Genomic DNA, 12,455 nt, shown 5'->3' on the forward strand with positions numbered 1-12,455 from the left:
TTACATTGATATTCATGTAAGTACGTCAGGAAATCTGGCACACTTATCACCTGTTACGCGGGTCAAGTTTAAAAATAAACAAATTATCTTTTTACCCATGCAGTGCCCCCTGATATACCTTCCTTCCCTCATACCGGTCTGAGCATTGACCTCGGTGGTCTATACTGGCCAGTACCCAACGCTAAAAGGTGGTGTCATGCATATATTGCCTCCTGTTCGCCCTGAACATTCCATTGAACGTCTGACGGCGATCCTTGAGCCAGTCGCAGAGAAAGTGAAGCTCGCGCCCCGTAAGCGGATCACCTGGAAACACAAAGGTCGCCAGCAGATGTACCTTTTTCAGGACGGGGAGCTTTCACTGCTGCGGGCATCTGATGGGCTGCTTTTAGTCACCGTATTCGAGCCGCATCTGTTTGGCATTGCCGAGATGATCCAGCCGACGCAAGGACATATTTTACGTGCTGAACGGGAGTCTACGATTCTGCGTGCTGATGCCGATGAAGCCGCCGCCCTATTTCGTGAACAGGGCGTCTGGGAAGATGTTGCCGCCTTACTGTCGTATCACACGGCGTATCTGATTTATCGTGATGCCCAGGTCGTGCAGCAACGTACCTATTCTGTGATTCGCAGTTATCTGCAGGAAATGATATTACTGCCCGATGAAACGCGTATGCGCACGAGCATTCTGGAATATATTCAGGATCGTACGCTTCTTTCACGCAGCAGTATTCTCAACGTATTATCTGCGCTCAAACAAGGGCAATATATAGCGTTTAAACGCGGCGGATATTTACTGGAAGTAGGGCATTTGCCGGAGTCATTTTAAAATTTAAAATTAAACAGGAAATGATTTCACGTTGTGCGCTTTTGCCGATATCGTTTGCTCACTGAAATATTCAACAGAGTAAACGGGATTCTTATGAAAAAGACACTTGTCGCATTAATTCTGGCTAACGTTTTTACCGCAACCACTGCATTTGCAGCAGCGGATGCCGGCACCTGGTATAGCGGTGCTAAATTTGGCTGGTCACACTATTTTGACGCCAGCACCGGCTCTAAAGCGAGCGAAAATAACAGCGGCTCGAACCAGTATAATATCGATCATGATAATGTCGGTGGTGGGGTATACGCGGGTTATCAGATGACTCCGTGGCTTGCACTGGAAGGCGGGTACGATTATTTAGGTAATATGCAGATGAAAGGCCATCACAGTGCGGGCGCACAAATGAAAAGCCAGGGTCTGCAGATGTCTTTAAAAGCCAGCTATGCCGTGACTGACCGCTGGGATATCTATGGACGTGCCGGGGCGATGGCGTATCGCGCTGAGTCTGATGTGAGTGGTCACAATCGTTTTGATACAGGTGTTCGCCCGCTTGCCGCGGTAGGGACGGAGTATGCGTTCAACAAAAATCTGGCGGGCCGCCTCGAATATCAGTGGGTAAGCAATGTGGGTAACGCCAACCAGATTGGCGTCAGCAGTGACGTGAGCTCCGTAACGGCAGGCCTGACATGGCGATTTGGCCAGCACGATTAAACATTATCACCCTTTCAACGAAAAAAGCCCGACTGTTCAGCAGTTGGGCTTTTGGCATTTAACCGGTGACTAAAGGTTGAAGGACAGATTTAATTTTTTGCAGGCCTGTGACATTTTTATCTTTCAGGTATTGCTGATTAATCATGTCCAGCTGTTCCAGTTTTGTCAGCGAGGCGTAGACGGGCTGAACAGCGCTATCTTCAGTAAAAACATCCTTTGCGGTCGCATGCTGTAAATAGTCTGATTTTAGTTGCGTTGTTAATTTGTCAATCTGCGCTTTATTCTCCTGATAAAGTGCAGCAATATGCGATGCCGGAATGACAGGAGATTTTTCTCCCGGTAAAACTAACGGCACCTGCAGATGGTGGATTTGTTCAACCTTATCCGGATGGGAGGTGCTGCAGGCGGTTAATAACGTGAGGCTGAGCAGAGTCAGCAATAATGACCGTTTCTTCATTGGATAACTCAGGGTAAATAAGCGGAACGGACATTATCGTAAACAACAGCAACATCTTCAGATTAAACTTGTTTAATTTTAAATATATCCTCGCGCCTGCGTCGTGACAGGAAAAGCATTAACGCCTGCTCACGGTTTAAAAGAAAACAGGCTGCATGACGCAGCCTGTTTGCTTAGCTTTTCGGGAATATCCACACATGCTTCTCAGGCAGTGAGAGATGGCATTGCTGCGGATCCCGAACCTCATGCCCATAGGCACGGATCACAAAATCATCCCCCGCCGTGCGGAACAGATACTCCCAGCGGTCACCCAGATACATACTGGTGAGCAGCGGCAATTCGAGCTGGTTTTCCCCCGGCCCGTCAACCACCGCCACGCGCTCGACGCGGATCACCGCCGTGGCGTCATCTCCACTCTGCACCCCTTCACCGGCCTGACCCCACAGCACCCAGCCTTTTCCTTCAATACGCGCTTTGCCGTCGCGCAGTTCAGTAACCTTGCCGTGCAGGCGGTTATTGCTGCCCATAAACTCGGCGGTAAACAGCGTTTTCGGCGAGCCGTACATCTCCTGCGGTGTGCCCTGTTGCTCAATTTTACCGTTGTTAAGCAGCAGGATACGGTCGGAAATGGACATCGCTTCGTTCTGGTCGTGGGTCACCATCAGCGCGGATAAGCCGAGTTTGATGATCAGCTCGCGCAGGAACACGCGGGCCTCTTCGCGTAATTTGGCGTCGAGGTTAGAGAGGGGCTCATCCAGTAAAATCACCGGCGGGTTGTAGACCAGCGCCCGGCCAATGGCCACGCGCTGCTGCTGTCCACCGGAAAGCTGGTGCGGGTGACGCTTGCCAAGATGGCCCAGCCCCAGCTGGTCCAGCACATCCTGCACGCGCTGCTGGATCTCTTTGGCCGGGACTTTACGCAGCTTGAGCGGGTAGGCCACGTTCTCAAACACGGTTTTGTGCGGCCACAGGGCGTAGGACTGGAACACCAGCCCCAGGTTACGCTCCTCCGCCGGGACCTCGCTGCGCGGTGTACCGTCGTAAACTTTGTTTTTGCCGATGACAATAGAGCCCTGAGTCGGTTTTTCCAGACCCGCTACCGCGCGCAGCAGGGTGGTTTTGCCGCTGCCGGAGGGGCCCAGCAGGGAGACCACTTCGCCGCGTTTCAGGTTCATGGAGACCCCTTTCAAAACAGGATTGTCGCCGTAGGTTAAGTGCAGATCGTCAACCGCTAATTCAATCATGTATTTTGACTCCGAAACGAAGGGCAATGCCCAGACCTACCACCACCAGCAGGATGTTAATAAAAGAGAGCGCTGCCACAATATCAATGGCACCCGTCGCCCAGAGGGAAACCAGCATCGAGCCGATGGTTTCTGTGCCGGGGGAGAGCAGATACACACCCGTTGAGTATTCGCGTTCAAAGATCAGGAACATCAGTAGCCATGAGCCGATCAGGCCATAGCGGGAGAGCGGGATCGTCACATGGCGGGTGATCTGACCACGCGTAGCCCCTGTACTACGCGCGGCCTCTTCAAGTTCCGGTCCCACCTGCAGCAGCGTGGACGAGATCAGCCTCAGCCCGTAGGCCATCCACACGACGGTATAGGCCAGCCAGACGCTGAAAATGGTGCTGCGAAGCGAACGCAGCCAGACGATCAGGTTTTCCCGCATCCAGTCGCTCCAGGTGAACCCGGAAAGCCAGCCCGATTTCAGCGCGTTATCGAGCCACATCGGCAGGAACAGGAACACCCACAGGAAGGCCAGGCCCGCCAGCAGACCAGGCACGGCGCGCGGCACCAGCACGCTGTAATCCAGAAAGCGTGTGGTGTTGTCCGGTTTACGGTGCATGGCAATGCCGACAAACAGGTAGCACGCCACGGCCAGCGCACCGCCAATCACGCCGATGGACATCGAGTTGACGATGGCGCGCAGCAGGTTCGGCTGTGCCCAGATAGTGCGGAACGTGCTGAGCGAAAGCTGGTCCCAAACGGAAACGCCCACGCCCCAGTTGGAGATAAACGCGCGCAATACCACGCCAAGCAGTGGAACGCCGATGGTGACGGTGAGCCAGAAGGCGACCACCGCGCCAGCCACCCAGCGCCATTTGCCCAGCGGTAATGCCCGCGCCTGAGAGGCTTTGCCTTTCATGGTCACGAAGCGGTTGGCGGTACGCATCAGGCGACGCTGCAGCATCACCAGCGGGATGGTGATGCAGATTAGCACCACGGCAACCGCGGCCATCAGGTGATAGGACGGGGTGCCCAGTTTGTTGGTCAGCTGGTAGAGATAGGTTGCCAGCACCATGTTGCCTTCCGGATCGCCAAGCACCAGCATCAGACCAAACACTTCCAGCCCGAGGAAGAACAGCAGCACGATGGCGTACAGGATCGACGGGCGCACCATGGGCAGACTGACGGAGGTCATCACCTGCAGGGGAGACGCGCCTGCAGTACGCGCGGCCTCTTCCACATCCGACCCCACGCTGCGCAGCGCCGACGAGATATAGAGATAGGCGTGCGGAACATGCGTCAGGCCCGCGATGACCACGATGCTCGACATGTCATAAATATTCCACGGTACAAAGCCGATCAGGGCTTCCACCCAGAGGGATAAAAAGCCCACCGGACCGGCGGCCACCACGTAGCCGAACCCCAGCACCATGGGGGAAACGAAAATGGGCACCAGGATCAGCGGCTCAATCAACCGGCGACCGGGGAGATCGGTACGCACCATCAAAAAGGCCAGCACGCCGCCCAGCGGAATGGCGATGATCACCAGCCCGAAAGCGAGGATAAAACCGCTTCTCAATGCCTTGTAGAAATCAGGGTCTGTGAAAATAAAATCAAATGATTCAAGGCTCCACTCTTTTGCCGGAGAAAAGAACGGGGCGGACAGGAAGCTCTGTATCACGATAAACGACAGCGGCGTATAGATAACCAGCGCGGTTATCAACACGACAATACCGCGCGGCAGGCTTTGCCACTTTCTGCGTAATGTATTCATGGGGTATCCCTGGTATTGCAGCCCAGCAAAACGAATTCAGTCAGATGAACAGGCGCGCGGCGACCTGCGCCGCGCACACCGTTTTATTTGCCGGCGGCAGCACGCCACTGTTTGATGTACTCCAGACGTTTTTTCGGCTGCAGGTATTCCAGCAGGCTTTCATCAACCGGGATCGGCTTCAGCGCATTGCCGAGGACTTTGGTCAGGCCATCGATATCATTTTTGCCTTCGATATCGTTGCGAATGGAGGGGATATCCGCCTGATTAGCCAGGATACTTTGCCCTTTTTCAGACAGGACATAGTCGAGCCACAGCTTCGCGGCATTGCTGTTTTGCGCCTGCTGGCTGATAAAGGACACGCGCGATAACACCAGGGTGTAATCTTTCGGATAAGCGATCCCGAGCGACGGATCGTTCTTCGCGCGGGCTTCCGCGTAGGAGCCGAGGATATTAAAGCCGATCAGGTTTTCGCCGGATGACACCCTCTCCATCATCGTGCCGGTAGACGACTGCACCGCCAGGCCGCCTTTGGCGACATCGGCCAGGGTTTTAAAGTAGTTTGGATCGGCCTTGTGATCCTGCACGGAGAGCATAAAGCCCAGTCCCGATTTTTCGATGTCGTAGGTCGTGACTTTGCTTTTGAATTTGTCCGTCTGGCTGGCAATCAGCTTCGCCAGCGCAACGTGAGAATCCGGCACGTCGCCAGCCGGGATCAGGCGTTTGTTGTAGATAAACACCACCGGCTCATAGGTGGTGCCGTACGCTTTATCTTTCCATACCGCCCATTTCGGCAGCTGACTTTGCTCGGGCGATTTGTACTCCATGGCGTAGTCAGTGGCGAGCTTCAGCCCGGTGTCCATCGAGGAGCTCCAGACCACATCGCCGCTACCGCCACCGGAGGCCTGCTCGCTGATAAAACGGTTGTACAGCTCTGTGCTGTTCATATCGTTGTATTCAACTTTAATGCCCGGATAGCTCTTTTCGAAACCCTCGATCAGCGGCCCGGCGGCTTTGGTATCGGTGGTGGAATAGATGACGACCTTGCCCTCTTTGGTCGCGGCATCGACAACTTTTTGATAGTCGGCAGGGTAGCCCTGCGGCAGGGCAGACAGTGCAGAAGCAGAGAACAGTACGGTAGCGGTAATCAGAGAAATTCGGAATGTGTTCGACATTATAGTTAACCTTTTAGTTACATTTGAGGAACTAATTGTCAACATAGCGTATAGCACCGCCGCCACAACAGGCGGAAGCGGGCCATGATTCCGAAGTGTGATTGTCGGCGTCGTTTCAGCAATTAACACCATAAAAACCGCGAACGTTAGCAAACGAACGGTTGCGGATTACGCTTTCTCGGCGGCTTTGCGGTATAACCTTCGCGGATGACCAATATTGCCATACAGCATTTCGACGCTGATTAACCCACTCTCCACACAGTATTCCAGATAGCGACGCCCCGTGGTTTTGCTGATCCCGACGTTCTCCACCACCTCTTCAACCGACATGGCATTGTCGGGATGTTCTGCGAACAGGCGTTTAATCCGCTCCAGCGTTTGGGGCTCAATGCCCTTTGTCGACGGCGTGAGCGAAGATTCCGCAGCAGGCAGGTTGAACAGGCGATCCAGCGCATGCTGATCGACAACCTTGACCTGCTGCACGGTGTGGATAAAACGCATAAAGCGCTCCAGCGAGGCGTGCAGGCGCTGAAAAAAGACCGGTTTAATCAGATAGTCAAAGGCACCGCTGCGCATGGCGTGGCTACAGGTTTGCATATCGCTGGCGGCGGTGATGAAGATCACCGAGCATTCGTAGCTTTTCAGCAGCGGGTTATCGATTAACTCCACGCCTTTGCCGTCTGGCAGATAGTTATCCAGCAGAATCAGTCGCGGCTGATGCTGGCGGATCAGGCTGCACGCCTGCTCAATCGACGCGGCAATACCCACCACGCGCAAATGAAAATTCTGCTCAATATACTCGCGATGCAACTCCGCCAGGTGCGGCTCATCTTCAACTATCACAACATCAAGTGGTCGGGTCATGCTGTTGCCCATTCGGAATAAACACAGAAAAAATAGTGCCTTGTGGCGTGTTATCGGCGATCTCTATGCTGCCGCCCGCTTTCTCGATATAGCCTGCCACCAGAAACAGGCCAATACCGTGCTCTGTCCCCACAATGTCGTTCTCGCTCTCGGGTTTGCTGCTGTACCCCTGGCGGAATATATGCGGTTTATGCGCGTCATCCACGCCGCAGCCCCTGTCGGCCACCTCAATCAACAGCTCCTGGTTGCGGTCGGAAATGTAGATCTCCACTGGCGCGTGAACCGACGCCTTCAGGGTGGCGTCCACGGCGTTATCCAGCAAATTGCCGATCACCGACATCAGCTCTGTTTCGTTGATGGAGGCCGGCATGCGGGTGAGCTGGCAGGCGGGATCAAACTGCAGTTCAATGCCTTTTTCCCGTGCGCTGACATATTTCCCTAACAGCAGTCCGCACAGTGCCGGAGAGGCAAAATGGGCCGAGACAAAGTCCAGCACTTTTTGGGCGCCTTCCGACTGCAGCTGGATGTAGCGGATCGCCTCGTCGTAGTGCTTCATTTGCAGCAGTCCCACCAGCGTTGCCGTCCAGTTCAGCTGTTCATGACGCATGATGCGCAGGTTATCCGCATAGCGTTTTATCTGACTTAGCTGGCTGCTGAGGGTGTTAATGTCATTTTTATCGCGAAAACTGTAGACCCAGCCGCTCTCCACACCGGGTTCAACCTCGATCGCCACGCGGTTGACGATCACCTCGCGCTGGTTGAGCACGGCAATCTGGTCGTGACTGCCGCTGCTTATCGACGCATAGCGCTGGGATAAAAAGCCCGGCGAGGTTTGCACAATAGCCTCCAGCGGTTTGCCAATAAGCGCCTCCTCACTCTGGTGAATATCCAGCATCTCACGGGCAGCACGGTTAATTAAAATCAGCTGCTTCTCCGCATTGACGGCAAATACCCCTTCATACATGGCCTCCAGCAGGGCTTTTTGTTGCAACACCAGCTGAGCAATATCTTTCGGCTCCAGACGGAACATTTGCTTTTTAAGGTTACGCGTGAACAACCATGAGAAAATAAACAGCAGCAGTAACAGCCCCATACCGTATAACCCGGACTGCCAGAGAATGCGGGCGTTAATATTGGCAATATACGAGGTCAGATAACCGACAGAGACAATGCCAATCACCTGGTGCTGCGCATTAAAGATGGGCGCTTTGCTGCGTAATGACACGCCAATGCCCCCTTTACGCACGGAAATAATGGTTTTGCCTTTTAATACCTCTGCATTGTCCCCGCCGATCATCGGTAAATTGATGCGCTCCGGGGATTCCGAATGATAAAGGTGTTGCTCCCGGGTATCGCCAATCACGATGTAGCTGGCATCACTTTCCGCGCGCAGCGGCTGGATTAAACGGGCGATACCGGGGATATCTCTGGCGGCGACTTTTTCCGCCAGGCCGGGCATCAGGGCGATTTCACTGGCCTGAACCCTGGCGCGCTGGCCGAGATCGTGATGCAGTTGCCGGTCGATAAAATGAAACAGGATGGTTCCCAGCAGCACTAACAGCAGGCAGGAGAAGCACACCAGCGCTAAAAAAAGCTTAACCTGAAATGAAAGTCTGCGTTTCATTCAACCTGCGCCAGTCATGGAAAAGGGAGACATGGGGGGAGCCTGACATGCGCCAATGGGGGACGCAATCCGGCAACAAAAGAGTTGTGACCTGGCTTTTCGTTTTCAACGTTATAGCTATCAGGATCCCGTAAGGCTATGCTTCATTCAGCAGTAAAATAATTACAGAGGCAATGTCATGGATAAAGAGCTACTGGATGCGGGTTACCGGGCCTATACCGGCGAGAAAATTGACGTTTACTTCAACACCGGGATCTGCAAACACTCCGGTAACTGCGTGCGTGGCAGCGCAAAGCTGTTTAATCTGAAACGTAAACCGTGGATCATTCCCGATGAAGTGGATGTAGATACGGTTGTCCGCGTGATTGATACCTGCCCGAGCGGTGCGCTGAAGTATCGCCAAAAATAAGCGAGGAACCATGGATATTCTGGAAGGCCATAACAAGTTTTACGTGAACGATGCGAATGGCAATCAGGTCGCTGAGATTGTCTTCGTCCCCACAGGTGAGCACCTGAGTATTATTGAGCACACCGATGTTGATCCGAGCCTGAAGGGGCAGGGTGTGGGCAAGCAGCTGGTGGCGAAGGTGGTGGAGAAAATGCGCGGTGAGAATCGCAAAATTATCCCGCTGTGCCCGTTTGCGAAGCATGAGTTTGATAACACGCGGGAATATGACGATATTCGGGCGTAAAACACACCGGCGATGGCCGGTGTTTTTTTATCTCACCTGTTCCAGCAGTAACCCCAGCGCGATCGCCACCATAATCCCTCCGGAGGCCATGCTCACCGCACGTGCCGCCTGCGGACGGGTCGCCAGCACCGCTTTCGAACCATACCCCACCAGCAAATAGACCAGTGTGCAGGTGATAAGATGCATTATTCCCAGGGCTGACATCTGTGTGGCAATCGACCAGCTTCCCTTTGGATCGGTAAACTGCGGAAGCAACGCCAGAAACAGCAAGAAGACTTTTGGGTTAAGCCCGCTGATACACAATCCTTTCACCGCCCACTGTTTCCAGTTTCCTGCATGCTGCACAGTGCTTTCCGGCGCGGCAGGATGGCGTAACAGCGTGATGCCGAGCCACAGCAGATAAACCGCCCCCGCAATTGTCAGCCCTGATAATGCCAGCGGATGTTGAGCAATCAACACACCCACACCCGCCACCACGACCAGCGTGGCGAGCAGATGCCCGGACATCAGCCCCATCACCGCCGGCACTACGCGCCGCCCGTTGATCCCGGCGCTGATCGCATAGGCCCAGTCTGCACCCGGCGTCATGATGAGCAGGAAGGACACCACCCAAAAACCGGCCACAATACTCATTTCCATCGTCTGTGAAACTCCCGTACCTGTATTACCTGGAGAGAAAGAATATCGGTATCGGTACGAAATGAGTTTTCAATGTTATGCTCATAAAACGCTAAAATTGAGAAAATCTTCCACATGGATAGCATTGATCGAAAAATTCTTGCTGAGCTGCAGGCTGATGGCCGTTTATCTCTTACGGAGCTGGCAGAGCGGGTGAACCTGAGCCTCTCTCCGTGTCACCGACGCGTGCGTGCGCTGGAGCAGAGCGGAGCCATTACGGGGTATCGCGCCAATCTCGATCCCGCCAAAATGGGATTTAATTTCCTGGCGATTGTGTTTGCCACCCTGAAAGAGGGCGATAAGAAAGCGGTCAGCGCGTTCGAAGAGGCGGTGGAAGAGATCCCGCAAATCGTGCTGGCCCAGCGCTTATTTGGCGATCCGGACTATCTGATGCATGTTGTTACCCGCGATCTGTCAGCTTTTCAGAAACTGTATGACGAGAAACTTTCTGCCATGCCTGGCGTACAACATCTTCGCTCTACGCTGGTGATGAAAACGGTCGTGCAGGACAGACCGTTTCCGCTGTAAAAATCAGACGCGCCCGGCAGAAGGCCGGGCACGGTAGGATTAGCCGACAAACATCACCGACACGCACAGGACGCCGACAATCAGCGTCAGCAGGCTGCCAATGGAGCGGTACGGCTTCAGGGAGGGGATCAGGTACGTCGACAGCGTCGGCATGATAAACAGGATCATGGCAATAAGCGGACCGCTGATGGCGTAAATCATCGAAATGGCGTTCGGGTTAATGCAGCAGACCGCAAAGGTAATCAGCGACACGCCCAGAATGGAAATCGCACGGTTAAAGGCGCGGCTCTTTTTCACGCCCACCTGATTCAGCGACGATTTCACGATTTCCGTCGCTCCTTCAATCACCCCAAAATAGGTGCCCAGGAACGATTTCGACATGGCAATAATCGCCACAATAATCCCGGAAATGCCGAGCCAGGCCGGAGAAGAGGGCATCATCGACAGCGCTGACAGGATCGTCACCCCTTGCTCTTTTGCGGTCACAATATAGGACGGTGGAATAGACAGCAGGCAGCTGAACACGAAGAACAGCACGCTCAGGCAGATAACCAGATACGCCACCTTCATGATTTTTTTGCACTTATCCATGGCAGCGTTACCGAACTTCTCGCGACGATCGACGGCGAACGTCGAGATAATCGGCGTATGGCTAAACGCAAACACCATCACCGGGATTGAGATCCACACCTGATGCAAAGTGTGGCGATCAAACGCCATCTGGCTGGTGAGCAGTGAAGGTTGCCAGCTGCCGGTCAGGTACAGGGAGACAAACAGGAAATAGGCGATCAGCGGGAACACCAGGAAGCCCATCACTTTGATTGTGATATGCCGTCCCATCAGGAAGATCAGATTCAGCACCAGCACCACGCCAAAGCTGACCAGCACGCGAATGGCGGTATCCACCGTCATCTTTTTTGCCAGCTGCTCCGTCAGGGAGTTGGTGATGGCCACGGCATAAATCTGCACCACCACGAAGAAGGCGACGAAATAGAGCGTGGTGATCAGATTCCCTATTTTCCTGCCGTAGTAGTGAGAGACCGCGCCGGTGATCCCTTCATTGCCTCGTGTTTTTGACGACAGAATAAATTGCGCCAGTGCTTTATGCGGCCAGTAGGTTAATGGATAGGCCACAAGGGCAGTAATGAACAGGACAATAGCGCCTGCGGAGCCAAGCTGAATGGGCAAGAACAGCGTTCCTGCGCCCACGGCCGTGCCATAGAGAGCGAAACTCCAGAGAGTCTCATCTTTTGACCAAATTTTCGACATTAGAGCAACGTATCAACTATCAAACCATCAGAATGGAGTGCAATTTACCATAGTTATGCGTGGAGAGCGCAGTTGCTTCGACGGAGTTTGGCCGGACCAGTCGTCCGGCCAGAGGGGAGTTAGCCCGCCAGGGCGCGTCGCTGCTGACGGCGCTTCAGGAATTTCTCACGTAACGTGTCATACGCCCAGTTGTAGAACATGGTGTAGGGCAGGAAGAACAGGAAGAAACCTATTTCCAGCGTGAATGCCTGCAGCAGCGTGACGCCAAGAACCGCAGCGACAATCGACACGCCAATCACGATAAACCCACATTCGAACCCCAGGGCATGCAGCGCGCGGACTTTTGCCGTGCGTTTTACGCGCTGGACAGGCCAGAAACGGTCGAAACCGAAGTTATAAATAATGTTCCAGAGCATGGCCGTAGTGGCGAGGATAATGGTCAACCCACCCATCTCCACCACGGAACGCTGCATCAGCCACGCTGCCGTTGGGGCGAGGATCGCCGTGGCAATCCCCTCAAAGCAGACCGCGTGGAAGATCCGCTCCGGCAGTTTACGTTGGAGTGCATCCTGATGTTGCATAGCTTTCGACCTCATTAACTCGCCAGTATGGGCGTTGATGGAACCTATTT

Annotated in this window: 14 protein-coding genes; 5 read left to right on the plus strand and 9 right to left on the minus strand. The window is 53.9% G+C overall.

What is annotated here, in order from left to right; translation table 11 throughout:
* Nucleotides 1-196: 196 nt before the first annotated feature.
* Both NQ842_RS05410 and NQ842_RS05415 read left to right on the plus strand, forming a co-directional pair.
* A complete protein-coding gene (locus NQ842_RS05410; protein WP_014833165.1) occupies nt 197-826 on the plus strand; it encodes a helix-turn-helix domain-containing protein in 630 nt (209 codons plus the stop codon).
* 93 nt (nt 827-919) lie between these two features.
* Nucleotides 920-1,534 (plus strand): outer membrane beta-barrel protein, encoded by a 615-nt coding sequence (locus NQ842_RS05415; RefSeq protein WP_257256599.1) that lies wholly within the window; start codon nt 920-922, stop codon nt 1,532-1,534.
* Nucleotides 1,535-1,592: 58 nt separating this feature from the next.
* Here NQ842_RS05415 and NQ842_RS05420 read toward each other — a convergent pair whose 3' ends face one another.
* The 6 genes from NQ842_RS05420 to NQ842_RS05445 all read right to left on the minus strand — a co-directional run bounded on the left by NQ842_RS05420 (nt 1,593) and on the right by NQ842_RS05445 (nt 8,657).
* Complete coding sequence (locus tag NQ842_RS05420) at nt 1,593-1,991, minus strand: hypothetical protein (RefSeq protein ID WP_047361369.1); 399 nt, start codon at nt 1,989-1,991, stop codon at nt 1,593-1,595.
* A gap of 173 nt (nt 1,992-2,164) precedes the next feature.
* The gene (locus NQ842_RS05425) at nt 2,165-3,235 is read right to left on the minus strand and encodes an ABC transporter ATP-binding protein (protein ID WP_014833162.1); all 1,071 of its coding nucleotides are present in this window, start codon (nt 3,233-3,235) and stop codon (nt 2,165-2,167) included.
* Nucleotides 3,228-4,997, minus strand: a complete 1,770-nt coding sequence (locus tag NQ842_RS05430; protein WP_257256600.1) for an iron ABC transporter permease — start codon at nt 4,995-4,997, stop codon at nt 3,228-3,230. Before NQ842_RS05430 ends, NQ842_RS05425 begins: the two co-directional genes overlap by 8 nt.
* A gap of 83 nt (nt 4,998-5,080) precedes the next feature.
* A complete protein-coding gene (locus tag NQ842_RS05435; RefSeq protein ID WP_014833160.1) occupies nt 5,081-6,169 on the minus strand; it encodes an ABC transporter substrate-binding protein in 1,089 nt (362 codons plus the stop codon).
* Between the two features lie 168 nt (nt 6,170-6,337).
* Nucleotides 6,338-7,033, minus strand: a complete 696-nt coding sequence (locus NQ842_RS05440; protein WP_154316671.1) for a response regulator — start codon at nt 7,031-7,033, stop codon at nt 6,338-6,340.
* A complete protein-coding gene (locus tag NQ842_RS05445; RefSeq protein ID WP_047361372.1) occupies nt 7,017-8,657 on the minus strand; it encodes a sensor histidine kinase in 1,641 nt (546 codons plus the stop codon). The genes NQ842_RS05440 and NQ842_RS05445 overlap by 17 nt, the downstream gene beginning before the upstream one ends.
* Nucleotides 8,658-8,835: 178 nt before the next feature.
* Here NQ842_RS05445 and yjdI point away from each other — a divergent pair, with 178 nt between their 5' ends.
* Both yjdI and NQ842_RS05455 read left to right on the plus strand, forming a co-directional pair.
* Entirely contained in the window at nt 8,836-9,066 is a 231-nt protein-coding gene (gene yjdI / locus NQ842_RS05450) for a 4Fe-4S mono-cluster protein YjdI (RefSeq protein WP_014833157.1), read from the plus strand.
* Between the two features lie 10 nt (nt 9,067-9,076).
* Nucleotides 9,077-9,349: a GNAT family N-acetyltransferase gene (locus tag NQ842_RS05455; protein ID WP_013098585.1), complete on the plus strand. Its 273-nt coding sequence runs from the start codon at nt 9,077-9,079 to the stop codon at nt 9,347-9,349.
* Between the two features lie 27 nt (nt 9,350-9,376).
* On the opposite strand, the gene NQ842_RS05460 is transcribed toward NQ842_RS05455, so the two are convergent.
* Nucleotides 9,377-9,988, minus strand: a complete 612-nt coding sequence (locus NQ842_RS05460) for a LysE family translocator (RefSeq protein ID WP_014833156.1) — start codon at nt 9,986-9,988, stop codon at nt 9,377-9,379.
* A 114-nt stretch (nt 9,989-10,102) separates the two neighbouring features.
* On the opposite strand from NQ842_RS05460, the gene NQ842_RS05465 reads away from it, so the two are divergent.
* Complete coding sequence (locus tag NQ842_RS05465; RefSeq protein WP_013098583.1) at nt 10,103-10,555, plus strand: Lrp/AsnC family transcriptional regulator; 453 nt, start codon at nt 10,103-10,105, stop codon at nt 10,553-10,555.
* A gap of 39 nt (nt 10,556-10,594) precedes the next feature.
* Here NQ842_RS05465 and NQ842_RS05470 read toward each other — a convergent pair whose 3' ends face one another.
* Both NQ842_RS05470 and NQ842_RS05475 read right to left on the minus strand, forming a co-directional pair.
* Entirely contained in the window at nt 10,595-11,824 is a 1,230-nt protein-coding gene (locus NQ842_RS05470) for an amino acid permease (protein WP_257256601.1), read from the minus strand.
* Between the two features lie 119 nt (nt 11,825-11,943).
* Complete coding sequence (locus NQ842_RS05475; RefSeq protein WP_020687112.1) at nt 11,944-12,405, minus strand: multidrug/biocide efflux PACE transporter; 462 nt, start codon at nt 12,403-12,405, stop codon at nt 11,944-11,946.
* Nucleotides 12,406-12,455: the final 50 nt, after the last annotated feature.

It is taken from the genome of Enterobacter cloacae complex sp. R_G8 (genome assembly GCF_024599795.1).
In the GTDB taxonomy this organism is placed as follows: Bacteria; Pseudomonadota; Gammaproteobacteria; order Enterobacterales; family Enterobacteriaceae; genus Enterobacter; species Enterobacter dissolvens.